Below are 22,598 nucleotides of genomic sequence, written 5' to 3'. Positions count from 1 at the left end.
AGGTTGAATCAGTGCAAGTGGTCCTGCAGCCGGTAGTACGCCCCTACCAGGGGCAGGAACCAGGGTTTGCCGAAATGCCCCGGAATGGCCGGCCAGTCGAGCCCGCGCCAGGGGTTGGCCGCGGCATTGCCGTCCAGCACATCGGCCATCACCCGGCCCATGTGCACCGACATCTGCACGCCATGGCCGCTGTAGCCCATGGAGTGAAAAATACCGCCATGCTGGCCGGCCCGTGGCAGGCGGTCGGCGGTCATGTCCACCAACCCGCCCCAGCAATAATCGATGCGCACCCGGGCCAGTTCCGGGAACATCTGCGCCAGGGCCGCGCGCAGAATCTCGCCGCTCTTGGCGTCGGAACGCGGGCTGGACATGGCGAAGCGCGCCCGGCCGCCAAACAGCAGGCGGTTGTCGGGCGTCACACGGAAATAATTGCCGATGATGCGGCTGGTCACGTACGAGCGCTGGGCCGGCAGCAACCGGGCCAGCAGGTCAGGGGCCAATACCTCGGTGACAATGATGAAACTGCCCACCGGGGCCATGCGCCGGCGGTACCAGTTCAGGTCGCCTACCTGGGACGCCCCCGAGGCCAGCAACAACTGCTTGGCCTGCACCGTGCCGCGTGCCGTGTGCACCTGGTACCCGCCCGCCCGGGCCTGCCACTGGCTGACCGCGGCGTTTTCGTAGATCAGCGCCCCCTTGCGCGCGGCCGCTTCGGCCAGCCCCACGCCAAAACGGCCCACATGCATCTGCACGCCATTGCGCTGCAACAGGCCGCCGTGAAACTGGTCCGAGTCCACCTCGCGGCGCACCTCGGCGGCCGACAGCAACTGCACGTCGGCATCCACCTCGCGGCGAATCAGTTCACAGGTTCTGGCCATGCCGGCGAAATGCTCCGGCTTGGCGGCCAGCTTCAGTTTGCCATTGCGCTGGTAATGACAGTCGATGCCCTCGCTGTGCACGATTTCGTCCACGCTGGCCACCGCGCTTTCATAAGCCTGGTAGAACGCTCGGGCCTGCCCTGCGCCCAGCTTGGCCGACAACGCCGCGTAGTCCTGGGCCACCCCGGTGTTGCACTGCCCGCCGTTGCGCCCCGACGCTTCGCCGATCACGCGGCCGGCCTCGAACACCGCGACCCGGGCGCCTTTTAGCGCCAAGGCGCGCGCCGCCGACAGGCCGGTGAAGCCACCCCCCACCACGGCCACGTCAACCTGCCCCTCGACCGGCCCGGCCTGGCCGAGGCCGAAGGCCGGGGCGGTATCCAACCAGTAGGATTCACTGCTCATGTACGGCTCCTGCAGGCAATGGGAACGGGCGCCAGCGTGGCGGCGCCCTGGGGTGCGCTTACAACCCGACGAGGCCCGGCAGGCCGCCGATGTCGCTGATCTGGTTGTACTCGTAGCTGGCATTGGCCGCAGGCTCATGGCCCCGGGCAACGAAGGCCTTGTTCTTGATGCCCATGTCATGGGCCGAGAACAGGTCGTAGCGGAAGCTGGACGACACGTGGAGCACGTCCTCGGGGCCGCAGCCCAGGTTGTCCAGCATGAACTCGAAGGCCGCCAGCCGCGGTTTGTACACCTTGGCCTGGTCGGCGGTGAATACCTTGTGGAACGGCACGCCCAGCTTGTCCACATTGGACATGATCTGCGAATCGCTGGCGTTGGAGAAAATCACCAGGGGGATCTTGTCGGCGATCTTCGCCAGGCCCGCGGTCACGTCCGGGTGCGGGCCCCAGGTGGGCACGGCGTCGTAGTAGAGGCGCGCCTCGGCTTCGCTGAACGCTACGCCCCAGCGCTTGCAGGTGCGCTCCAGGGCGTTCTTGAGGATGACGTCGTAGGGCTGCCAGTCGCCCATCACTTCATCCAAGCGGTAGGACGAGAAACTCTTGACGAAGGCGTCCATCTTTTCGGCCGGCACGCGGTCGGCGAACAGCTCACGGGTCATGGTGCCCATGTGAAAATTGGTGAGGGTGCCGTAGCAATCGAAGGTGATGTATTTGGGGCGAAGAAAGCTCATGGTGCCGTCCTGAGTTCGTGGAAGTCTGTGGCGCAAAGGCCCGTTGTTGCAGTCCCGGGGAGGGCAACCCTCCGTTGCGCAGCGACTTCATTACAACACTGTGAAATCAGCAGATGGCGTTTAAAGCGCAGGCTGGAAAACACAAAAAACCGTTTTGACACGTCCCCGCAGCATTGCGTGCTTTCTGCTCCACACGCGGGCAAAGGCCGAAAAAGTGCGCCGTTTTGGCCCCGTAATTCGGGACCTGGACGGCAGCAGCCGGCGAACGGCAGCAGAATCTGCGTTGGAAAAGACCAATGCAAGACGAGCGCCAGGTGCGTGGGGGCCTTGAAAAAACGGGGGTTCGCCGCTGCCTTATAGAGGGGCCCACCGCACCGCGCCTGCAGGTGGCCTGCGGCAAGCAGAATCTGCTGAAGACAACCCTGCCGACCTGGCTCGGTCCTGGCATTTGCTGCTGGGCACCTTGGCGGTGGAAGCAGTTAATGTGGTCTGCCCCGTGCCGCCGTGCACAATCTGCCGAAGTTGTCGCGCCCCCTTGCCAGCCCTCGGCGCAGGTGCGATACAAGGCGCCATCGCGACCCATCGGAGCCCCCCATGCCTGACTACACGTACCGCCCCATGACCGCCGCCGACGTGCCGGCCGCCCATGCCTTGTCGGCTGCCCTGAAGTGGCCGCACCGCACCCAGGACTGGGCCATGCTGCAGCGTGTCGCCGACGGCTTCGTCGCCCTGGACGACGGCCGCGTCATCGGCTCGGCCTTCGCCTGCCACCAGGGCGCGTGGTCGACCATCGGCCTGGTTATCGTCAGTGACGACTACCAGAGCCATGGCATTGGCCGACGCTTGATGGACCTGGCGCTGGCAAGCATCGGCCCGCGCACGGCGTTGTTGAATGCCACCGTGGCGGGCGCGCCGCTGTATCGCAAAATGGGTTTCGTGGAATTCGGCCATATTCAGCAACGCCAGGGGACCGTGGGTGTCCTGACCGCGCCTGCCACGCCAGGCCGTTGGCTGACGGCGGCAGACCACCCCCGCATGAGCGCACTGGCCAGTGCCGCTACCGGGCTGGCGCGCGGCAGCGTGATGCAGGCGGTGTTTGCCGACATCGAACAGGCGGTTGGCATCGATGTCGACGGCCAACTGCAGGCCTTCGCCGTGCTTCGCCCATTCGGCCGCGGCCGCTGCATCGGCCCGGTGGTGGCCGGCAGCGCCGAGCAGGCGCAAATGCTGATCGAGCACCTGCTGGCCCAGGTGCCGGATGCCTTCGTGCGCATCGACATCCCCGTGGGCTGCGGGCTTGAAGGGTTCCTGGACAGCGTCGGTTTGCCCGGGGTGGATACCGTTACCTGCATGAGCCGCGGGGAAATCCCGCGGCCCTCGGGTGACGCGCGTGCCTTTGCGTTGGTGACTCAGGCCATTGGTTGATTGCAGGGGAAAATGATATGAGCGGTTCGATTGCAGTGGTGTTGGCGTTTGCACAGGGGCACGCTGCCTGCGGCGCGGCAGGGGTTGGCCCATGGGTGGCCGACGATCCGTTCGCCGCGGGGCGCAGTACCGTCTTCACTGACGACCTGGGGTTTGCCGCCGGTGTTGTCAGGGTGGGCGGCCGGCATGAAGTGGTGGACTATCCGCTGACCGAGATGCTGGTCGTGCATGCCGGGGAATTGAGCGTGGTCAGCGGCGAGCAAGTGGTGCACTTGAAGGCTGGGGGCAGCGTGGTCATCGCCCGGGGCACGGCATTCACCCTCGACGCTGGTGCCGAGACGCTGTGGGCCTGGTGCGCAACCCGCGCACACGCGGGCGCAAAGCCTGGGCTGACGGTACTGGACCGGCACGCCCACTTGAGCCCGTCCGCGCCGCCGGGTGACGACATCCTCATCAGCCAGGCCCCACAGTGCCGGGCCCAAGGGGCGTTTGAGGAAGGCGCCCTGCGCATCGGCGTGTGGGACTCCACTGCGTATGAGCGACGCAGCCGCGGGCATCTGTGCCACGAGTTGATGCACCTGACCGAAGGCCAGGTGACATTGCGTCTGGACCAGGGCCGCGAGCTGGTGGTGAACCCTGGCGACACCGTGTTCGTCGCCAAGGGCGCGCGTTGCGGATGGTTGAGCCAGGGCTACGTGCGCAAGTTTTACGCCGTGGTCTGAGGCGCTTGAAACTATCATTTTCTTAATGATCCTCTACGGAACACCCGCCCTCTTCCGGCACTCACACCCTTGATCCCCCCATTCAAGGAGCCCCGCAATGCCCACAGCCGCCGATTTCATGGTCAACACCCTCAAGCAGGCCGGCGTCCAGCGCGTCTACGGCGTGGTTGGCGATTCGCTCAACGGCTTTACCGATTCCATGCGCCGCCTGGGTGGCCTGGACTGGGTGCACATGCGCAACGAAGAGTCCGGGGCGTTCGCCGCGGGCGCCGAGGCGCACCTGACCGGCGAGCTGGCGGTGTGCGCCGGTAGCTGCGGCCCCGGCAACCTGCACCTGATCAACGGCCTGTTCGATTGCCACCGCAGCGGCGTGCCGGTACTGGCCATCGCCGCCCATATTCCCAGCAGCGAAATCGGCATCGATTATTTTCAGGCCACCCACCCCGAATCCCTGTTCAAGGACTGCAGCCACTACGTGGAACTGGTATCACGCCCCCAGCAACTGCCCCAGGTGCTGGAGCGCGCCATGCGCGTGGCGGTCAGCCGCCGCGGCGTGGCGGTGGTGGTGATTCCCGGTGACGTGGCACTGGAGTCGCTGGACGCACCGGTCAGCCAGTGGCTGGCGCCGAAACCGCCCGTGGTGGTGCCCGATGCGGTGCAACTGGACGAGCTGGCGCACTTTCTCGACGCCGGCAAGCGCATCACCCTGCTGTGCGGCGCGGGCTGCGCCGGGGCCCATCAGGAAGTCGTGGCGCTGGCCCGCCTGCTCAAGGCACCCATCGTCCATGCCCTGCGTGGCAAGGAGCACCTGGAATACGACAACCCCTACGACGTCGGCATGACCGGCCTGATCGGCTTTGCCTCGGGTTTCAACGCGATGAAGGCCTGCGACACGCTGCTGATGCTGGGCAGCAACTTCCCCTACCGGCAGTTCTTTCCCGAGCACGGCCGCGTGGCCCAGGTCGACCTGCGCCCCGAGGCTCTGGGCAATCGCTGTTCGTTGAAGCTGGGGCTGATCGGCGACGTGCGCCACACCCTGCAGCAACTGCTGCCACGGCTGCATGAACGCACGGATACCACCCACCTGGACACCGCGTTGGCAGACTACGCCAAAACCCGGAAAGACCTGGACAACCTCGCCGAAAGCGGGCCGAACAGTTCCACCATTCACCCGCAGTACGTCAGCCGCCTGGTCAGCGAGATGGCCGACGCCGACGCCATCTTCACCTGCGACGTGGGCACGCCCACTGCCTGGGCTGCGCGCTACCTGAAAATGAACGGCCAGCGCCGCCTGATCGGCTCGTTCAACCATGGCTCCATGGCCAATGCCATGCTTCAGGCCATCGGCGCCCAGGCCACCCTCCCCGGCCGCCAGGTGATATCGCTGTCGGGTGACGGCGGCTTCAGCATGATGATGGGCGACTTCCTCACCCTCAAGCAGGCCAAGCTGCCGGTCAAGGTCATCGTGCTGAACAACGGCACCCTGGGCTTCGTCGAAATGGAAATGAAGGCCAGCGGCTTCGTCGATGTAGGCTGCGACCTGGAAAACCCCAACTTCGCCGCCATGGCTGAAGCCATGGGGGTCAAGGGTATTCGGGTAGAGAAACCCCAGGACCTGGAAGCCGCCCTGGCCCAAGCCTTTGCTCACGACGGCCCAGTGCTGGTGGACGTGGTCAGCGAGCGGCAGGAGTTGATCATGCCGCCGGAAATCACCGCGGCCAACGTCAAGGGCTTCGGCCTGTTCATGATGCGCGCCGTGCTGGATGGGCGGGCCAAGGAACTGGTGAACCTGGCCAAGGGCAACTGGTGGCGGTGAAGCCCCTGTAGCGGCGCCCCAGGCCGCGTCCTGGGGCGCCGCGGCGTATCATGCGCACCCTGTGCAGGCTGACGCGGCCTTGCGGCCACTGCTGCAGGGTGGGCCGCGCCGTCAGGGAACGCAGGGGCGCGCCAGGGCTCTACACTGGGAACGGGCGCCGTGCAGGCGCCTTCCTGATGCCGCCAGAAGGATGATCCCGTGCCCCGACTTGGCCTGCCCCTGCTGTGGAGCTTTTCCCTGTGCTGCGCCGCCACTTGCGCCAGTGGCGCCAGTGACGCACCGCTCAGCCCCTCCCCCGAACGACTGGCCGCCAGTGGTATCCACCCCGCACCGCGAACCGCTGATGGCTATGAGAACAACGACGGCCCGCTGCAGCACGGTTCCGTGTGGAAATGGCGCTGGAATGCCTTTATCCATCACCTGCCGCCGCCCCCGGAAAACGGCTACGCCTTCCCCATGGCCCACCCGGACGTGGCCTGGCTGAAAGCCAACCGCAGAACCGACACCCTGACCTGGGTCGGCCACTCCACGGCGCTGGTGCAGGTGAACGGGGTAAATGTGCTGACCGATCCGGTGTTCTCCGAACGCGCATCGCCTTTCACCTTCGCCGGCCCCAAACGGCGGACACCACCGGGGCTGGCCCTGAACGAGTTGCCCCGTATCGACGTGGTGCTGATTTCCCACAGCCACTACGACCACCTCGACACCGCCAGCGTCCAGGCCCTGAATGCTCAGCCGGGTGGGCCGCCGCGCTTCCTGGTGCCCTTGGGCATCAAGGCCTGGCTGGCCGGCAAGGGCATCGACAACGCCGAGGAGCTGGACTGGAGCGACCACACCCGGGTCGCCGGCCTGGACTTCTGGTTCGTGCCGGCTACCCACTGGTCCGCCCGCAGCTACACCGACCGCAATGAAACCCTGTGGGGCGGCTGGGCAGTCAAAACCGTGCCCGGCGCCGCGCGGCCCTACTCGTTCTACTTTGCCGGCGATACCGGTTACTCCAGCGACTCACGGCGCATTGGCGCCGCCTTTGGCGGCTTCGACCTGGCATTGATTCCGGTAGGCGGATACGCGCCCCGCTGGTTCATGGGACCCCAGCACGTCGATCCCGAACAGGCGGTGAAAATCTTCCAGGACGTGGGTGCGAAAAAAGCCGTGGGCATTCACTGGGGCACATTCGAACTGACCGACGAGCCACTGGATGAACCGCCGAAGAAGTTGCATGAAGCGGCCCAGGCGGCGGGCTTGCCCGAAAACGCCTTCACGGTATTGCAGCATGGGCAGATGGTCCGGCTTGCACCGTGAGAGGGGGCTTCAGCCAGCCCGCCCACATCAGCCGTGCACGGCTTCGGGCCGTGCGCAGCGCAGGCAGTCGCGCCCGGCGCGTTTGGCGTCATACAGGGCGCTGTCGGCCGAGGCGATCAGGGCATTGGCGGTAACCCGCGGCGCCATCGCCGCCGCGATGCCCAGGCTGATCGTCACCCGCGCCCCTTCGCCCAGCACCGGGTGGGGAACCCCCAGCGACGCCACCGCGCCGCGGAAAGCCTCGGCCAACTCCCTGGCCTGGGCCGCATCGGCATCAACCTGCACCACCAGTATTTCCTCGCCGCCAAAACGGAACGCCAGGGCACCATGCGCTTGCGCCGTACGCTGCACGGCGCGGCTCACCTGCTTGAGGCACGCGTCGCCCTGCAGGTGGCCATAGTTGTCGTTGTAGGCCTTGAAGTGGTCGATATCCAGCAGAATCACCGCCACGCTGGCCGGCGCATTCGCCGCGGCCGCCCATATGGAGTTCATCACCTCGCCCTGATAGCGGCGGTTGAACAACTGGGTCAACGCATCGGTGCGCGCCAGGGCCATCAATTGCACCTGCAGCAAACGCCCGCGCAAGGCGAACAGATAACTCAGCCGGCTGCCGCGCTCCAGAAAGTAGGAGCCCATCAGCAACAGCGCCGCCGTGGACACAAACAGCAACGCGTTGGCCTGCCAGATCCTGATGTCGGCAAAATCGGCGAGATAGGTGGTCGCCAGTTGAATCACCAGCATGCACAACATGGCCACCGAGGCGAAACGCGTGGGCAACTGCTGGATCATGGTGCAGTACACCATGATCAGCAGCATCCCCAGTTGGTAGTGCAGCCGGTAGGGGCTGTCGCTGTAGATCATCACCACCAGCGGCATCAGCGACGACACCACCGTGCCGGTCGCCGCCACCACTTCCACCGCCCAGCGCTGGGTCAGGCGCTGACCGAAATACAGCAAGGCGATGAACATTGGCGTTATCAGGCACAAGCGCCCTGCCGCCACCCAGGCGAACTTGTCGTTCAGGGTCAGCCAGTCGCTGAGCAGGAACAGGTTGTAGACCAGCGCGCCGCCGATACCGACAGTCGTGATGAACCTCAGACGCTGCTTGAGGGTGTCACGCTGGTAGCGCTGCTCCAGTTCACGGCTGAAACGCAATGTGCGCACCCCGGCGGCGATGGTCAGCTCGACCTCCGCCAGCATGTGAGGGTCGTCGGGGCTGGAGCTGTCGGGAGCGGGAACAGGCATGCGGCACCGGATCATGGGTTGGGTCGCAGTGGGACAGTACCAGGGGGTGTTCGTGCCCATGTCCGTGGCAGGTCTGGTGTTTTTGTGCGGGACATGAGGGTATCGGCCGGGCGCCGGCAAAGCTGAAGCCGCCGGTCGGCGCTGTGCACCGGCCACGACCGTCACGGCTGTGCATCAAACCGCTGGCCAAACACCTCTACCAAAAAATCCATCACGGCGCGCAACAGCGCCGAGTGCCGCAAGTCCTCGTGCACCACCAGCCAGATATCCGGGCAAAACCCTTCGCCGTCCCATGCCAGCCGCCGCAACTGGGGGTCGTTGTCGCCGATGAACGTCGGCAGACCAGCCACGCCAACGCCTGCCCGCGCCGCGGCGTGCTGGGTGGTGATATCGCTGACACCACACGCGATGGGCCGTCCCGCCGCCACGCCGAGCAGCCATTTCTGATGCGCGCGGTCGGCCCATTGGCTCTCGTAGGCGATGAATGCCCAGCGGACCGGCGCGTCCAGGTGTTCATAGTCGAGGCTGGCGTACAGGGCAAAGGGCATGCTGCCCACCTTGCGGATGACACTATCCGGCTCGGTTGGCCGGTAAAGCCGAATGGCGATGTCAGCTTCGCGGCGGCCCAACGACACACTCTGGCTTTGCCCGGCGAGGGACAGTTGCACCTGGGGATAGCGCTGGCGGAAAGCCCCCAGTGTGCCCGCCAGAAAGTTGCTGGCCAGCACCGGTGGGGCGCTGACAGTCACGTGGCCGGCAGTGGGCGAGTGCTCGGCGCGCACTGCACGTTGTACCGCGAAGGCACTGGCCTCCATCTGGGTGGCCAGTTTGAACACCTGTTCGCCCACCCCGGTCAGTTGGCAGGCACGGGGCAACCGGTCGACCAGGCGCACCTGCAATTGCGTTTCCAGGGCACTGAGGCGCCGGCTGACCGTGGCGTGGTCGACGTTCAACGCCCGCGCGGCGCCCGATAACGTGCCGGCCTGGGCAACGGCCAGGAAAAAACGAAGGTTTTCCCATTCGAACATCGGTGCGTTTTCTCCAGTTTGCCGTGCACTTTTACGGGATTTTCGCACAGTCGGTGCCCCTGTAGCTTAAGTCGCCCAACCAGGAGGTCAACCGATGCAAGCGCTCACTCGCCCCACTTCACGCTATGTGCAGTTCTCCACGTGCCTGGGCTTTTTCGTGGTGCTCATGGACGTCAGCGTGGTCAACGTGGCGTTGCAGTCCTTGCACGAAGGGCTGGATGCCGATATCACCGCGCTTCAATGGGTGGTGAATGCCTACGCCCTGGTGTTCGCCTCGCTGCTCTTGATGGCCGGTACCCTGGGTGACCGGCTGGGGGCCAAGCGCGTGTTCATGCTGGGCTTTGGCGTGTTCTCGCTGGCGTCGCTGGGCTGCGGCCTGTCCCCCAGCCTGGGTGCTTTGATCGGTTGGCGGCTGGCCCAGGGGGTAGGCGCTGCCTTGCTGGTACCGACCTCACTGTCACTGCTGCAACAAGCATTCGTCGACGACCACGCCCGTAGCCGCGCCGTGGGCTGGTGGGGGGCCGGCGGTGGCATCGCGCTGGCGGCAGGGCCGGTAGTGGGCGGGCTGCTGATCGCCGCGTTCGGCTGGCGCAGCCTGTTCTTCATCAATATGCCGGTCGGGTTGATCGGCCTGTGGCTGACCGCGCACCATGCCCCCAGCTCGCCGGCGCAGCCCCAGCGCAGCCTTGATATACCCGGGCAACTCGCCGCGGTACTGACCCTGGCCAGCTTCACCTTTGCCCTGACCGAGGCAAGTCAGTGGGGTTGGTGCAACCCCATGATTCTGGGGGCGTTGGCCGCAAGCCTGGTGCTGGCGATGCTGTTCGTATGGCGGCAATCGCGCGCGGCTCAGCCGATGCTGCCCCTGGGCCTGTTTCACGACCCAGCGTTGCGCAGCGCCAGCGTCATCGGCCTGGTCGCGAACCTGGTGTTCTACGGCATGGTCTTCACCCTGAGCCTGTATTTCCAAGGCACCGAACAGTTCACCCCCGAGCAGACCGGGCTCGCGTTTCTGCCCATGATGGCCGTGCTGATGGTAATGAACATCCTCGCCAGCAGGCTGGCGAGGCGCGTCGGCCGGCGCTCACTGGCCAGTGCTGGCCTGCTGATCTCGGCAGTCGGTTACCTGCTGATGGTACCTGCCCTGACGATGCCCGGCTTCGGCTGGCTGATCGCCCCGATGCTGCTTTCTGGCAGCGGCATCGCCCTGACCATCCCCACCATCACCAGCGCCACCCTGATGTCGGTGCCCTCGGCGCTTGCAGGCACAGCATCGGGGTTGCTCAACGCGGCGCGGCAGGTGGGCGGCATCGTCGGTGTGGCGTGGTTCGGTTTTCTGGTCCGGGGGCCGGCTCCCCAGGCATTCATGCCGGGCCTGCGCGAGGCACTGTTCGTGGCGGTGGCGGCGTTGCTGCTCGCCGCAGTGGCTGCCTTCAAAGGCCTACCGCCAGCCAGTGGCAGAGACCGCTCGCGGTAGGAGCGGTCGAAGCTCGGGAAAGCCACGCCGCGGTCTGCACGATACACCGCGCCGCCCACTTCCCGAGCTGGCGCCCGGTCCTACCCGTTGGCAGCGCTGCCGCCGACACCCAGCAACCGCCCCGTGAACACTGCATTGCCCACCGCCGCATCCCGCGCGGTGTTGTCGAAGATGCACCAAGTGGGTACGCCATCGGCGAGGGTCGCTTCGATTTCCCCGGCCAGGCGCTCAAGCCATTCATCCCCGTAGGCGCTGTAATAAATGCGCGGGGCGCCATGCAGGCGCCAGTAGCGCATACCCTGCCACCCGCCCGGCAGGCTATCGCTGCTGATTCGCGAGGGGTCGACCGCCGCCTGGGCGATCCGATGCGCTAGCAGTAAATCGTGAGCCTCAACCCAGGACTCGTGCCGTGGCTCGACCACCACATCCCCTGAGTACTGCGCCCGCAGGGTCTGGAAAAACGCCTGCGCCACGCCCGCATCGAATGCCAGGGAGGGTGGCAACTGCACCAACAGGCAACCGAGCCGCTCCCCCAGTGCCGAGCATTGGCAAAGAAACCCTTCCAGCAGCATCGACACGTCTTGCAGGCGCTGTTCGTGGGTGATGGCCTTGGGCATTTTCACCGAAAAGCGAAACGCCTCCCCCACGCTGGCCGCCCAGCGGGCATAGGTGGCGGGGCGATGCGGGCGGTAGAACGCACTATTGATCTCGACGGCATTCAGGCGCGAGGCGTAACGCGCCAGGTGGGTGCCAACGCTGGCGAATTCCGGCCAGTATTCGCGGCCCAGCTTCCAGCCCGCGCAGCCCAGGTAGAGCGCGGTGCGGTTCAAAACAGCACACCGCGGGCATCCCGCAGGAAGATCTCGACGGTTTTCGGCCCAATACCCTCAAACGCCTTGAGCCGCGTTTCGAAGGCCGGACAGTCGTCGCTGGCCTGGCGGATGTTGGTCACCTTGCCACCATACTCATCATTCAGGCGCCTGCTTAACTTGAGCAACCGCTCGGCGGTGGATTCATCGTATCGGGTATAACGTGCCTCCCCTAGCATGCGCACCAGCTCACGATGGCTGCACGCCGCCAGCTTGCTCGGTGTATCGCATCGGTGTTTTTGAACGATGACCCGGTAAGCCTCGGCGGCAATGTCACTCTGGATGCGCTTGCCCATCAGAAAACTGGCGACCAGCCATTTGAACAGCGCAGGGTCATCGTCTGCTCCCAGACGAATATTCAGATCGGCTGCGGTGATAACGCTTTTCACGGTGCGCACCTTATTGGCCGGTGGGAGGATACGCTTGTTGACCTGAGGGCTGCCGGTTTGGTTGCACAACGCCTGCCGCCCGATGGGAAGCCAGGTGCGCGAGCTTGCCCCCCCACACAATCAGGTTGGTGGCATAATGCGCGGCATACCTTTGGCTGTACGCCAGAACCAGCCGTCTCTTGCGACAGGGGAATTGAAATGACGCCTCGCCTACTCCTGCGTTGGGCCGTGCTTGCCCTGGGACTGGCAATGCTGGCCGGGTGCTCCAGCCAGTCGGCCTCCAGGTGCTATGCAAAGGCGCTGCCGACCCGGGGCGAGGGCAGCCTGGCCTGGGGCGCGAGCCTCGGCGCGGCGCGCAAGAAGTCCCTGCAGAACTGCGCGCTCTACGCCGAGCGCTCGGGAGGCACGCCGCGTACGTGCAAGGTCGTGCTGGAACAGTGCAAATAGTCTCACCCCATTGAGCGAAACACCATGAACCGTCGCAAGAAGATCAATCAGCTATTGAAAGCCAATGCCAAGAAAGCCAGCGCCAAGCTGGCCCCCAAAAGCAAGCCGCAATACATCAGCAAGGCTGACCGGGCGAAACTGGCCAGTGAAACCGACCAGGCGGCCACCGCGCCTGCCGAGGCCTGAATGCCGTCAGGCGCTATTTGGCGCAACCGCTGGCACAGCGTTCCTGGGGGTGGCCTCGGTGATCGCCCGGCTGTGTGCTGGGGCTCGCGATAGGGTGGTGGGTGTGGCCACTGGTGGCAAGCCTGTAGCTCATGACCATTGCGGGACCCCGAACACCCGGTCGAAGCCCCACTGAAACACCAGCGCGTACAGAAAGAAAAACCCGAACAGCCCCAGGTCAGCCGCCAGCGCCTGCCACAGCCCGATGCCTAGCCAGGCCGCCATCAAGGGGACCAGCATCACCACCAACCCGCCCTCGAAACCAGCCGCGTGCAGCACCCGTCGTGCGGGCGTGCGCGCCGGGTGGCGCTGGTGGCGCTCCCAGTGCTCGAAAACCAGGTTGAACAACAGGTTCCAACCCAGAGCCACCACGCTGATGATCACCGCCAGCGCCGTGGAGTAGCCCATGCCCTGGTGAAAAAACAGGTTCAGCAGCGGGCCGACGCACAGCACCGCAATGCCTTCGTAGAGCAATGCCTGAAGTACACGACGGGAAATGCCTTGCATGATCGAACACCTGAAACCGTTGAGAGACCGGTAGCCTAGTGCTGCGTCGCGTGCCGCCTCAAACGAGCTTTTCTGAGCCTGCCTCAAATGATTTCAGCCTGCACACAGGGCCTATCGATAGCCTTTTCTCGACACCCGCTTATTGCTAGCTAAAATTGGATTTTTACTAGCCAAAATCAGGATCCGGCTGAAAAGCCCATTCCAGACACCTTACGATACATTTTGATGCACCCGGCGAATACGATACTATCGCTTCACACCTATTGCAGATGGCTTTACGGATGAAGATCAAGATCGAAAAAAACAACAACGATAACACCTGCCTGGTCTGGCTGAACGATGCCCCGGTCACCTTCCGCAACGAGGAAGAGGCCCAGGCCTATGTCGAACAGCTCAGGACCCGCCTGGAAGCGGCACCCGTGCTGATGCCCGAACCTCGCGACTGAGCAGGCCGTCTCGTACCTGCCGCGGATGGACCACACATGATCAAGGCAATCAAGCAAGTCAACGATGCCCTGGACCAGCAGATGGAGCTCAATTTCTTCCTCGCCAACCAACTCATTCAGCTATCGCCTGCCCACGAACGCGACCAGTTGAAAGAGCAATTGCATACGCGTCTCAGCGCCCTGCGCGAACACACCCTCATGGCCGCCAGCACCCTGGATGCCCTGAAAGAACGCCCTGCCCCTGCTACAAGCGGCGGCCTGGCGCGGCTCAAACGCTGGATCACCCGCTACTGAGTCACCTTGACTAAACACGTTCGGCTTGCGCTTCATAGGCTGCCAATGCCCATGATCGAGAGCCGACCGTGTTTGCCAGACTGCCCCTGACCGCCCTTCGCACCTTCGAGTCCGCTGCCCGCCTGGGGGGCTTCAAGGCGGCCGCCGATGAACTGGCGGTGACACCAGCGGCGGTGTCCCATCAGGTCAAGAGCCTGGAACAGCATGTGGGCGTGTTGCTGTTCGAACGCACCGGCCAGGGCGTGCGCCTGACCGCTGACGGCGAGCGCCTGCGACTCCAGGTGCACGATGCCTTGCGCGACTTGCTGGACAGCTTGAGCGCGTTGGTGCCGGACCGTGATACTCACAGCCTGACGCTGACCACCACTGCGGCGTTCGCCAGCCTGTGGCTGATCCCGCGCCTGGGGGATTTCTACCGGCGCTACCCTGACGTCCAGGTACGGGTGCAAACCGACAACCAGTTGGTTGACCTGCACCGCGACGCGGCGGTGGACCTGGCCTTGCGCGCCGTCATCCAGCCCGACCCGACGCTGTTTGCCCAGCCGCTGCTGGAGGAGTTCATGGCGGTTTACCTGCAGCCGGGCCTGGTTGTGCCGGACCGGGGGCCGCTGGACCTGATCAGCGTGCCGTGGCAAAGCCAGGCGCCCCTGGTCCTGGACTGGCCCACCTGGTGCGAGCGGGCCGGGCAACCGGACTGGCCAGCACGGGCGCGGCTGCGCCAGTACGATGATGAACATTATGCGCTGCAGGCAGCCGTCGCGGGCCACGGCCTGGTGCTGGCCAGCAGCGTGCTGGTGGCTGACAGTGTCGCCCGCGGGCTGCTGGCGCCTTACCGTGCGCAGGTACGGCTGCCGGCAGCGACGTATTGCGCGGTGTGCGTGCCAGGCCAGGAGCGGCGCGCGCCTGTGCGCGAGTTCATCGCCTGGCTACGCAGCCAGGTTGAGGGTTGCGCCTAGGCTTTGCTCGGCCATGCTGTATTGAAAACAGGCGCGTGTTTTCGCCTTGCCTGGCCTTCGCTGGAATGCATTTCCTGCAAGCCCGAGGGATCCGAACGGCGAACCCCGGTTCAGGCGGGTATCCACGACGGGTGAAACCGTTATACTGCTTAACGATTACTCCAACAAAAAGTCCGATGCCATGGCCACTCCCAGTACGTTGCCCCCCACCCCCGACACCCTCGATACCGGGGTGCTCGACGACCTGATCGGTTACGCCTTGCGGCGTGCGCAAATTCAGGTTTTCCAGCACTTGGTCGAGCGTTTGAACGCCTACGACCTGCGCCCTGCGCAGTTTTCCGCGCTGGCGATCATTGCCCAGAACCCGGGCCCCACCCAGGCGGAACTGGCCAAGAGCCTGGCAATCGAGCCGCCCCAGGTGGTACCGATGGTGAACAAGCTGGAAGAGCGCGGCCTGGCCCTGCGCGTGCGCTGCAAACCGGACAAGCGTTCGTATGGACTGTTCTTGAGCAAGGCCGGCGAGGCGCTGCTCAAGGAGTTGAAAGAAGTCGCAGCGCGCAGCGACCAGGAGGCCACGGCGAACCTGAGCAGTGAAGAGCGCGAGCAACTGCGCGGGTTGCTGCGCAAGGTGTATCAGGGCTGAAAGCGGCGCCTGGAAGTTACTGCAAGCCACCTGGCCCCGCAGCAACTATCTTCGTGAGACCTGGTTGGTAGGACCGGGCGCAAGCTCGGGAAGCAGGCGACGCGGTCGATCTGTCGGGCCCCTTCCCGAGCGTCGCCCGGTCCCACAGGACTGCCACGGCCCTGTGGCAGCGTGCCGTTGTGGGACCGGGCGCAAGCTCGGGAAGCAGGCAACGCGGTCGATCTGGCGGGCCCCTTCCCGAGCTTCGCCCGGTCCCACAGGACTGCCATGGCCCTGTGGCAGCGTGCCGTTGTAGGACCGGGCGCAAGCTCGGGAAGCGGACAACGCGCTCGATCTGACCGGCCCCTTCCCGAGCTTCGCCCGGTCCCACAGGACTGCCATGGCCCTGTGGCAGCGTGCCGTTGTAGGACCGGGCGCAAGCTCGGGAAGCAGACGACGCGGTCGGCCTGGCGGGCCCTTTCCCGAGCTTCGCCCGGTCCCACAGGACTGCCATGGCCCTGTGGCAGCGTGCCGTTGTGGGACCGGGCGCAAGCTCGGGAAGCAGACGACGTGGTCGATCTGGCGGGCCCCTTCCCGAGCTTCGCCCGGTCCTACGGGTTCGCAATGGCCCTGTGGCAGACCAGGCATAACACGCCGACTCAGGGCGCCAGCACCCGCGAGATGTTGCCGGCGTAGAGGTCATCGATCAGGGCTGCACGGCATTGCAGCACCAGGCGTTGGTTGATCGAACCCTTGTCGGTGATTTCACCTCGGTCGATGGAGGGTGCCTCCTGGGCGAGGCTGGCCCAGTCCAGGCGGCTGGCGCTACCGGTGGCCTGTGCGTTCAGGTGGGCAAGCAAGCCGGCCAGCCAATCCTGCACGGGGGCTGCCGCTATTACCTGGGCGACCGACGCCTCGCTGCCCAGGCCACTGAGCTGGCGGCATTCGTCCAGCCGTGGAAACACCAGCAGCCCCAGGCGCTCACGATCCGGCCCCACCACCACGACGTCATGCACATAAGGCGCACCTTCGAGTATGACCCGCGTGCGCAACGGCCCGACACTGACGAAGACGCCGGACGACAGCTTGAAGTCTTCAGCGATTCGTCCATCGAACATCAGCCCCAATTGCGGGTTGGCCGGGTCGGCCAGCTTCACCGCGTCACCCGAACAATAAAAACCCTGCTCGTCGAACGCTTCCCGGGTCTGTTGCGGTGAACGCCAGTAGCCAGGCATCACGTGGGGGCCGCGAAAGCGCACTTCCAACTTGCCTTCGCGCGGCACCAGCTTGACCTCGCAACCCGGTGCCGGCAGGCCGACATAGCCCGCCACCGACAGCGGCCCGGTGGTGAAGGTGCAGGAAGGCGAGGTCTCGGTCATGCCCAGGCCGGCCATCATGCGGATACGTTCGCCACAGTGCGCCACCGAAACCTTGTCGAGGCGGTCCCAGACCGATTGAGACAGCCCGGCGCCCGCAAAGAAGAACAGCTTCATGCGCTTGAAAAACGTCGACCGCAGCGCGGCGTCATGCTCCAGGCGGCTGACCAGTTCTTCCCAGCCCTTGGGCACGGTCAGGTAGGCGGTGGGCGAAATCTCGGCAAGGTTGCGCAAGGTCTCCTCGAACAGCGCCGGGGTCGGCTTGCCGTCGTCGATGTACAGGCTGCCACCGTTGTACAGCACGATGCCGACATTGTGGCTGCCGCCAAAAGTGTGATTCCACGGCAGCCAATCCACCAGCACCGGCGGCTCGTCAGCGAATTCGGGGAAGGTCTGCAGCAGCATCTGCTGGTTGGCGCAGAGCATGCCCTGGGTGGTGACCACGCCCTTGGGCAGTTTCGTGGAGCCGGACGTGAAGAGGAATTTGGCAATGCTGTCGGCCGTCAGTGCGCTGAACGCGGCGTCGGCCCGGGCACCGCCCGTTCCCTTCAGCAGATCGGCGAAGACCAGGCCGCTGCGCTCTGGCAATTGCCCTTCGCCAAGCACCACCGGCAGCCCGTTGGGCAGCACCGCGGCGATGGCCCCGCCGTAGCTGGCATCGGCGGCGTAGACCAGGCCGGGGGTCAGCGTGTCGATGATATGACGCAACTTGCCATAGTCGCGCGACACCAACGAGTAGGCCGGCGATACCGGGCAATAGGGCACCCCGGCGTAGAGCGCGGCGCAGGTCAGTTGCAGGTGTTCAAGGTCGTTGCCAGAGAGAATCACCAGTGGCCGCTCGGCGCTGAGGTCGAAGTCCAGCAGCCGCTCGGCGATGACCCGGGTGCGTTCGAGCATCTGCGCATAGCTGATGCGCAGCCACTGGCCATCGGCGCCGCGACGGGCCACGAAGGTCTGCTGCGGGCGTACGCGGGCCCAGTGCTGCAGGCGCTCCATCAGGCGGTGCGGGTGGGCCTGCAGCGGTTCCAGGGCACGCATGTGCAGCACGCCCTGCACTTCATCGACCTGCACCTGCGGGTGGCCGATGTTCACGGCGCGCCATGGCGCCTCCATTGAACGGTTCACGTGATATCCCTCTGCCTGTTGTTTTTGTTGAAGCAGTGAATCAAAGCTTGCTGGCGAGCCAGCTCCCATACCGGGTCGGTGACGTATGGCCGCGGCGCCTAAATGGGATAATGGCGCGGGCCGTTCTGGATCGTTACCCAGCGCAGTTGGGTGAATTGCTCGATGGCCGCGGTGGCACCGAAGCTGCCGTAGCCGCTGGCCTTCACGCCGCCGAACGGCATGTGCGCCTCGTCGTGCACCGTGGGCCCGTTGATGTGGCAGATGCCGGACTCCAGGCGCTGGGCCAGGGCCAGGGCGCGACTGGTGTCGCGGCTGAAGATGGCCGCCGACAGCCCGAACGCTGAGTCGTTGGCCAAGGCCAGCAAGGCCTCGTCGCCCTCACCGCGCAGCACCACGGCCACCGGGCCGAAGGATTCTTCGGCATACAGGCGCATCGTCGGGGTGACCTGGTCCAGCAGCACCGGCTGCATCACGCTGCCGCTGGCAGGGCTGCCACAGACCAGCCGGGCACCCTGCCCCACGGCATCGTCCACCAGCCCCTGGATGCGCACCGCCGCAGAGGGGTCCACCAGCGAACCGAGCGTCGAGCTGCTGTCCGCCGGATCACCGGCGCGCAAGCCCGCGACCTTGCGTGCCAGCCGGGCCACGAAATCATCGGCCACTGCCGCGTCGACAATCAGGCGTTCGGTGGACATGCAGATCTGGCCCTGGTTGAAGTACGCGCCAAAGGCGGCGGCCTCGACGGCAGCGTCCAGGTCGGCGTCGGCCAGCACCAGGAACGGCGCCTTGCCGCCCAGTTCCAGCAGCGCGGGCTTGAGATGGCGTGCCGCGACCTGGCCGATGATGCGGCCCACATGGGTGGAGCCGGTGAAATTGACCCGACGCACCGCCGGGTGGGCGATCAGGCGCTCGACAATGGCCGCGGCGTCAGCCGGGGCGTTGCTGATGACATTCACCACCCCGGCACCAAGGCCGGCATCTTCCAGCACCTGGCCGATCAGGCGGTGCACGGCCGGGCTCAGTTCCGAGGACTTGAGCACCACGGTATTGCCACAGGCCAGCGGCATGGCGATGGCGCGGGTGGCGAGAATGACCGGGGCGTTCCACGGCGCGATGCTGAGGATGACCCCGCACGGTTGGCGCAGGGCCATGGCGAAGCTGCCGGGTACATCGGAGGGAATCACCTGGCCGTTGATCTGCGTGGTCAGGGCGGCGGCTTCGCGCAGGATGTTGGCGGCCAACTGCACATTGAAGCCGTACCAATTGGCCATGGCCCCGGTTTCGGTGGCCATGGCCATGAATTCGGCACTGCGTGCCAGCAGACTGTCCGCGGCTCGCAACAGGCGGTTGCGGCGCTCGCCGGGGCCCAGCGCCGCCCAGGCGGGAAACGCGGCCTGGGCGGCGTCGACGGCGGCGTCGGCGTCTTCCAGGGTCGCCGCAGCGGCGATCGACACCACCTGGCCGGTCATTGGGCAACGGCGCTCGAACGTGCGACCGTCACGGGCACCGACGGCCTTGCCGGCGATCAGCAGAGGGACTTCGAACATGGTGCATTCCTGTTGTTATGGTTGTGGGGAATGATCGTCAACGCTTGATCCTGCATGGCTAGGCTCCCGAGCTTCGCCCGGGCCTGCACCATTCTCTGCAGGACCGGGCGAAGCTCGGGAACCCGGCAACGCGATGCTCGATCAGCGTTTGTAGGCCTGCAACCCCGGCTTGATGCTCTTGTCATCGAGGAATTGTTTCAAGCCCTGCTCGCGACCGTGTTCAGGGTCGCGCAGCTGCGCCTGGTCGAGCTTGGCATACAGGTAGTCTTCGCTCTGCTCCCAGGTCAGCTCGCGGCAACGCTTGAAACCATTCTTGGCGGCGCGCAGCACCACCGGGTTCTTGTCCAGCAGGTCACGGGCCAGCAGCATCACCTCTTCACGCAACTGAGCCAGTGGCACGCTCTTGTTCACCAGGCCCATCTCGGCCGCCTTGGCGCCGTCGAAGGTCTTGCCGGTCATGATGTAGTACAGCGACTGGCGGTGGCCCACGGTGTCGGCCATGGCCTTGCTGACCAGGTTGCCCGGCGGGATGCCCCAGTTGATCTCCGACAGGCCGAAGGTAGCCTCGTCGGCGCAGATAGCCAGGTCGCACGCCACCAGCGGACTGAAACCGCCGCCAAAGCACCAGCCGTTGACCATGGCGATGGTCGGCTTGCTGTACAGGCGCAGCAACTTCCATTGCCATTCGGAGGCATCGCGGCGAATGCGTTCCTGGAGAATTTCCGGGCCGGCGTCCACTTCGCGGAAGTATTCCTTGAGGTCCATGCCCGCGGTCCAGGCACTGCCGGCACCGGTGAGCACCAGTACCCGGGCGTCGGCGTCCTGTTCAACGGTCTCCAGCACGTCGCGCATTTCCCGGTTCAGGGTCGGGCTCATGGCGTTGCGTTTTTCCGGGCGGTTCAGGGTGACCCAGGCAATGCCGTCTTCGACGTCGACGGTCACGGTCTGCCAGCAATTTTGGTAACGGCTCATCTCACACCTCTTGTTCTTTGAATGTGCGTTGCGAATGAACAGACAGTAGCGCGGGCAACTGATTACGTCAATTAATGATTAATACTATTAACTATATTTCCTGAAGAGGCGCGCTTGCTGGCTGCCGGGTGCCGCCTGCCAGCGCCAACGCCGCCATGGCCGCGATCACCAGCCCCGGGGCGGCAGCCAACAGCACACCGGCCACGCCGCCGCCAGCGGCCAGCAATTGCCCCGCGGCCAGCGGGCCTGCCATGGACCCCAGCCGCCCGACCGCCACGCACGCCCCGGTACCGGTACCCCGCATGTCAGCCGGGTACAGCCGCGGCGCCAGCGCATACAACACCAGTTGCCCGCCGATACAACAGTAACCGGCCGCCAGCCCGGCCAGGGCCATGGCAACGAAGCTGCTGGCCAGGCCCAGCCCGGCCAGCGACAGCAGCATGCCCAGGTAGGCAATGCTCACCGCCAGCGCCGTGCGGCCGCGGTCCATCAGGCGCCCGGTCAGGAACGAGCCCGCCGCACCACCGAGGTTGAACAACACTTGGATATGGCCTGCGTCGCCGCGGCTGTAACCCTGGGCCATGAGCAGTGACGGCAACCAGTTCAGCAGCATGTACAGCACGGTCAAGGTGAAGAAACAGGCCAGCCACAGCAACAGCGTACGGCGCCCGCGCCCCTCGGAGAACAGGCGCGCGGCCGACGACCCAGGCGCCTGCCCGACAGCCGCCGGCCGGCCAGCGGGTAGCCAGGCCAGCAGCCCAGCGGCGATGGCCAGCGGCGCCACGCCGCCCACCTGAAATACCAGGCGCCAGTCATCCCCGACCCCGGCCAGGCTGATCAGGGCGGCCAGCGCCCCACCCAGGGGCACACCACAATAGGTCAGGCTCACGGCGGTGCTGCGCCAATGGGGCGCGGCGGCTTCACTGGCCACGGCAATGATGATGGGCAGCGCCGCCCCCAGGCCCAGGCCGGTCAGCAACCGGGCCAACAACAGGCTGGGAAAGCTCATGGCGTGGGCGGTGAACCAGGTGAAAGCACCGAACAGCACCACCGCCGCCAGCAGCACCGGCTTGCGCCCCACACGGTCGGCCAGCCAGCCTCCCAGGAAGGCACCGGGCAACAGGCCGATCAGCCCGGCGCTGAATACCCAGCCCAACTGCTCGGGGCTGAGGCTCAGGGCCTTGGCCATGAAGGGGGCGGCGATGCCGGTGGATTGCAGGTCGAAGCCTTCGAGCAAGGCGACGGCGAAGCACAAGGCGACGGTCAGGACCGCGCGCCGGGAAGCAGCAGAAAAAACAGGCATGGCGTGCATCTCTTGTTGTGGTTGTGGGGCACGTAGGTAACACGACTAATGATTATATCTATTAACCAATTACCTGCCACCCCACCCTGCGGCACGCCTTGTGCGATAGTGTGCTGAACCAAGCGATAACGGCCTCTGTCGTAGTTATAAGCCGACTACACTGGCTTGTGCTGTGCATTGACAGGGTTCATCCAACTGATCGAGGACGTCATCCATGAAGCGATTGCTAGGCTGTGGGCTGTTAGTACTGGCGGGGGCGCTGAGCTTCCAGGCCAGCGCGGCGGACGAGGATACGTGCAACGCCAACATCCAGCGCTTGCAGGACCGGGTCAACAGCGCGGGCACCACCGACCCCAAGGTCAAGGAGCTGGTGGAGAAGGACATCGCGAGCGCAACCGCGGCCCGGGATAAGGGCAATGCGAAGGGATGCCTGACCATCACCGACCGCGTCAAAAGCCGTCTGGACAAGTACAACAAGTGATAGCCCCGTGG

23 protein-coding genes are annotated in these 22,598 nt (G+C 65.4%); 12 read left to right on the top strand and 11 right to left on the bottom strand.

Features of this window, described 5'->3' with window-relative positions; translation table 11 throughout:
• Window positions 1-8 precede the first annotated feature (8 nt).
• Together QBK88_RS20440 and QBK88_RS20435 are read right to left on the bottom strand one after the other, a co-directional pair.
• Window positions 9-1,283, bottom strand: coding sequence for an NAD(P)/FAD-dependent oxidoreductase (locus QBK88_RS20440; RefSeq protein ID WP_277963468.1), 1,275 nt, complete (start codon window positions 1,281-1,283; stop codon window positions 9-11).
• Window positions 1,284-1,341: 58 nt separating this feature from the next.
• Window positions 1,342-2,013 (bottom strand): haloacid dehalogenase type II, encoded by a 672-nt coding sequence (locus tag QBK88_RS20435; RefSeq protein ID WP_158153294.1) that lies wholly within the window; start codon window positions 2,011-2,013, stop codon window positions 1,342-1,344.
• Between the two features lie 594 nt (window positions 2,014-2,607).
• On the opposite strand from QBK88_RS20435, the gene QBK88_RS20430 reads away from it, so the two are divergent.
• The 4 genes from QBK88_RS20430 to QBK88_RS20415 all read left to right on the top strand — a co-directional run bounded on the left by QBK88_RS20430 (window position 2,608) and on the right by QBK88_RS20415 (window position 7,278).
• Window positions 2,608-3,438: a GNAT family N-acetyltransferase gene (locus tag QBK88_RS20430; protein WP_277963467.1), complete on the top strand. Its 831-nt coding sequence runs from the start codon at window positions 2,608-2,610 to the stop codon at window positions 3,436-3,438.
• Window positions 3,439-3,455: 17 nt separating this feature from the next.
• Complete coding sequence (locus QBK88_RS20425; RefSeq protein ID WP_277963466.1) at window positions 3,456-4,160, top strand: cupin domain-containing protein; 705 nt, start codon at window positions 3,456-3,458, stop codon at window positions 4,158-4,160.
• Between the two features lie 97 nt (window positions 4,161-4,257).
• The gene (gene poxB, locus QBK88_RS20420; RefSeq protein ID WP_277963465.1) at window positions 4,258-5,976 is read left to right on the top strand and encodes a ubiquinone-dependent pyruvate dehydrogenase; all 1,719 of its coding nucleotides are present in this window, start codon (window positions 4,258-4,260) and stop codon (window positions 5,974-5,976) included.
• Between the two features lie 198 nt (window positions 5,977-6,174).
• Entirely contained in the window at window positions 6,175-7,278 is a 1,104-nt protein-coding gene (locus QBK88_RS20415) for an MBL fold metallo-hydrolase (RefSeq protein ID WP_277963464.1), read from the top strand.
• 27 nt (window positions 7,279-7,305) lie between these two features.
• Here the strand turns inward: QBK88_RS20415 and QBK88_RS20410 are convergent, their stop codons facing one another.
• Window positions 7,306-8,523, bottom strand: a complete 1,218-nt coding sequence (locus QBK88_RS20410) for a GGDEF domain-containing protein (RefSeq protein ID WP_277963463.1) — start codon at window positions 8,521-8,523, stop codon at window positions 7,306-7,308.
• Between the two features lie 161 nt (window positions 8,524-8,684).
• Window positions 8,685-9,551: a LysR family transcriptional regulator gene (locus QBK88_RS20405; RefSeq protein WP_277963462.1), complete on the bottom strand. Its 867-nt coding sequence runs from the start codon at window positions 9,549-9,551 to the stop codon at window positions 8,685-8,687.
• 94 nt (window positions 9,552-9,645) lie between these two features.
• Here QBK88_RS20405 and QBK88_RS20400 point away from each other — a divergent pair, with 94 nt between their 5' ends.
• The gene (locus QBK88_RS20400; protein ID WP_277963461.1) at window positions 9,646-11,028 is read left to right on the top strand and encodes an MFS transporter; all 1,383 of its coding nucleotides are present in this window, start codon (window positions 9,646-9,648) and stop codon (window positions 11,026-11,028) included.
• 80 nt (window positions 11,029-11,108) lie between these two features.
• Here the strand turns inward: QBK88_RS20400 and QBK88_RS20395 are convergent, their stop codons facing one another.
• Complete coding sequence (locus QBK88_RS20395; RefSeq protein WP_277963460.1) at window positions 11,109-11,858, bottom strand: DUF72 domain-containing protein; 750 nt, start codon at window positions 11,856-11,858, stop codon at window positions 11,109-11,111.
• Complete coding sequence (locus tag QBK88_RS20390) at window positions 11,855-12,286, bottom strand: DNA methylase (RefSeq protein WP_268141109.1); 432 nt, start codon at window positions 12,284-12,286, stop codon at window positions 11,855-11,857. Before QBK88_RS20390 ends, QBK88_RS20395 begins: the two co-directional genes overlap by 4 nt.
• Before the next feature lie 198 nt (window positions 12,287-12,484).
• Between QBK88_RS20390 and QBK88_RS20385 the strand changes: the two genes are divergently transcribed.
• Window positions 12,485-12,733 carry a hypothetical protein gene (locus QBK88_RS20385; protein ID WP_277963459.1) on the top strand — a complete coding sequence of 83 codons (249 nt, stop codon included), beginning with the start codon at window positions 12,485-12,487 and terminating at the stop codon, window positions 12,731-12,733.
• A 24-nt stretch (window positions 12,734-12,757) separates the two neighbouring features.
• Window positions 12,758-12,919: a DUF2986 domain-containing protein gene (locus QBK88_RS20380; RefSeq protein ID WP_268141105.1), complete on the top strand. Its 162-nt coding sequence runs from the start codon at window positions 12,758-12,760 to the stop codon at window positions 12,917-12,919.
• A gap of 129 nt (window positions 12,920-13,048) precedes the next feature.
• Here QBK88_RS20380 and QBK88_RS20375 read toward each other — a convergent pair whose 3' ends face one another.
• The gene (locus QBK88_RS20375) at window positions 13,049-13,465 is read right to left on the bottom strand and encodes a PACE efflux transporter (protein ID WP_277963458.1); all 417 of its coding nucleotides are present in this window, start codon (window positions 13,463-13,465) and stop codon (window positions 13,049-13,051) included.
• Window positions 13,466-13,746: 281 nt separating this feature from the next.
• Here QBK88_RS20375 and QBK88_RS20370 point away from each other — a divergent pair, with 281 nt between their 5' ends.
• The 4 genes from QBK88_RS20370 (at window position 13,747) to QBK88_RS20355 (ending at window position 15,804) form a co-directional block, all read left to right on the top strand.
• Window positions 13,747-13,911 carry a hypothetical protein gene (locus QBK88_RS20370; protein ID WP_268141100.1) on the top strand — a complete coding sequence of 55 codons (165 nt, stop codon included), beginning with the start codon at window positions 13,747-13,749 and terminating at the stop codon, window positions 13,909-13,911.
• 36 nt (window positions 13,912-13,947) lie between these two features.
• Complete coding sequence (locus QBK88_RS20365; RefSeq protein WP_277963457.1) at window positions 13,948-14,205, top strand: hypothetical protein; 258 nt, start codon at window positions 13,948-13,950, stop codon at window positions 14,203-14,205.
• Between the two features lie 68 nt (window positions 14,206-14,273).
• Complete coding sequence (locus tag QBK88_RS20360) at window positions 14,274-15,161, top strand: LysR substrate-binding domain-containing protein (protein ID WP_277963456.1); 888 nt, start codon at window positions 14,274-14,276, stop codon at window positions 15,159-15,161.
• A 181-nt stretch (window positions 15,162-15,342) separates the two neighbouring features.
• Window positions 15,343-15,804: a MarR family transcriptional regulator gene (locus tag QBK88_RS20355; protein WP_277963455.1), complete on the top strand. Its 462-nt coding sequence runs from the start codon at window positions 15,343-15,345 to the stop codon at window positions 15,802-15,804.
• Between the two features lie 638 nt (window positions 15,805-16,442).
• Here the strand turns inward: QBK88_RS20355 and QBK88_RS20350 are convergent.
• The 4 genes from QBK88_RS20350 to mhpT form a co-directional block, all read right to left on the bottom strand.
• The gene (locus tag QBK88_RS20350; RefSeq protein WP_277963483.1) at window positions 16,443-18,272 is read right to left on the bottom strand and encodes a feruloyl-CoA synthase; all 1,830 of its coding nucleotides are present in this window, start codon (window positions 18,270-18,272) and stop codon (window positions 16,443-16,445) included.
• Between the two features lie 110 nt (window positions 18,273-18,382).
• Window positions 18,383-19,831, bottom strand: coding sequence for an aldehyde dehydrogenase (locus QBK88_RS20345; RefSeq protein WP_277963454.1), 1,449 nt, complete (start codon window positions 19,829-19,831; stop codon window positions 18,383-18,385).
• Between the two features lie 141 nt (window positions 19,832-19,972).
• Window positions 19,973-20,803, bottom strand: coding sequence for a p-hydroxycinnamoyl CoA hydratase/lyase (locus QBK88_RS20340; RefSeq protein ID WP_277963453.1), 831 nt, complete (start codon window positions 20,801-20,803; stop codon window positions 19,973-19,975).
• A 91-nt stretch (window positions 20,804-20,894) separates the two neighbouring features.
• Window positions 20,895-22,106, bottom strand: a complete 1,212-nt coding sequence (gene mhpT, locus QBK88_RS20335) for a 3-(3-hydroxy-phenyl)propionate transporter MhpT (RefSeq protein WP_277963452.1) — start codon at window positions 22,104-22,106, stop codon at window positions 20,895-20,897.
• A gap of 214 nt (window positions 22,107-22,320) precedes the next feature.
• Between mhpT and QBK88_RS20330 the strand changes: the two genes are divergently transcribed.
• Entirely contained in the window at window positions 22,321-22,587 is a 267-nt protein-coding gene (locus QBK88_RS20330) for a hypothetical protein (RefSeq protein WP_277963451.1), read from the top strand.
• Window positions 22,588-22,598 lie beyond the last annotated feature (11 nt).

It is taken from the genome of Pseudomonas sp. RIT-To-2 (assembly GCF_029623465.1).
In the GTDB taxonomy this organism is placed as follows: Bacteria; Pseudomonadota; Gammaproteobacteria; order Pseudomonadales; family Pseudomonadaceae; genus Aquipseudomonas; species Aquipseudomonas silvicola.
The sequence above is the reverse complement of the archived record's forward strand: the minus strand, read 5'-3'. Positions and strand labels throughout refer to the sequence as shown.

What these genes read in the sequence shown, in the direction of transcription:
- QBK88_RS20440 (WP_277963468.1), bottom strand. Translation starts at nt 1,283, where the DNA reads ATGAGCAGTGAATCCTACTGGTTGGATACCGCCCCGGCCTTCGGCCTC.
- QBK88_RS20435 (WP_158153294.1), bottom strand. Translation starts at nt 2,013, where the DNA reads ATGAGCTTTCTTCGCCCCAAATACATCACCTTCGATTGCTACGGCACC.
- QBK88_RS20430 (WP_277963467.1), top strand. Translation starts at nt 2,608, where the DNA reads ATGCCTGACTACACGTACCGCCCCATGACCGCCGCCGACGTGCCGGCC.
- QBK88_RS20425 (WP_277963466.1), top strand. Translation starts at nt 3,456, where the DNA reads ATGAGCGGTTCGATTGCAGTGGTGTTGGCGTTTGCACAGGGGCACGCT.
- poxB (WP_277963465.1), top strand. Translation starts at nt 4,258, where the DNA reads ATGCCCACAGCCGCCGATTTCATGGTCAACACCCTCAAGCAGGCCGGC.
- QBK88_RS20410 (WP_277963463.1), bottom strand. Translation starts at nt 8,523, where the DNA reads ATGCCTGTTCCCGCTCCCGACAGCTCCAGCCCCGACGACCCTCACATG.
- QBK88_RS20405 (WP_277963462.1), bottom strand. Translation starts at nt 9,551, where the DNA reads ATGTTCGAATGGGAAAACCTTCGTTTTTTCCTGGCCGTTGCCCAGGCC.
- QBK88_RS20400 (WP_277963461.1), top strand. Translation starts at nt 9,646, where the DNA reads ATGCAAGCGCTCACTCGCCCCACTTCACGCTATGTGCAGTTCTCCACG.
- QBK88_RS20385 (WP_277963459.1), top strand. Translation starts at nt 12,485, where the DNA reads ATGACGCCTCGCCTACTCCTGCGTTGGGCCGTGCTTGCCCTGGGACTG.
- QBK88_RS20380 (WP_268141105.1), top strand. Translation starts at nt 12,758, where the DNA reads ATGAACCGTCGCAAGAAGATCAATCAGCTATTGAAAGCCAATGCCAAG.
- QBK88_RS20375 (WP_277963458.1), bottom strand. Translation starts at nt 13,465, where the DNA reads ATGCAAGGCATTTCCCGTCGTGTACTTCAGGCATTGCTCTACGAAGGC.
- QBK88_RS20370 (WP_268141100.1), top strand. Translation starts at nt 13,747, where the DNA reads ATGAAGATCAAGATCGAAAAAAACAACAACGATAACACCTGCCTGGTC.
- QBK88_RS20365 (WP_277963457.1), top strand. Translation starts at nt 13,948, where the DNA reads ATGATCAAGGCAATCAAGCAAGTCAACGATGCCCTGGACCAGCAGATG.
- QBK88_RS20355 (WP_277963455.1), top strand. Translation starts at nt 15,343, where the DNA reads ATGGCCACTCCCAGTACGTTGCCCCCCACCCCCGACACCCTCGATACC.
- QBK88_RS20350 (WP_277963483.1), bottom strand. Translation starts at nt 18,272, where the DNA reads ATGGAGGCGCCATGGCGCGCCGTGAACATCGGCCACCCGCAGGTGCAG.
- QBK88_RS20345 (WP_277963454.1), bottom strand. Translation starts at nt 19,831, where the DNA reads ATGTTCGAAGTCCCTCTGCTGATCGCCGGCAAGGCCGTCGGTGCCCGT.
- QBK88_RS20340 (WP_277963453.1), bottom strand. Translation starts at nt 20,803, where the DNA reads ATGAGCCGTTACCAAAATTGCTGGCAGACCGTGACCGTCGACGTCGAA.
- mhpT (WP_277963452.1), bottom strand. Translation starts at nt 22,106, where the DNA reads ATGCCTGTTTTTTCTGCTGCTTCCCGGCGCGCGGTCCTGACCGTCGCC.
- QBK88_RS20330 (WP_277963451.1), top strand. Translation starts at nt 22,321, where the DNA reads ATGAAGCGATTGCTAGGCTGTGGGCTGTTAGTACTGGCGGGGGCGCTG.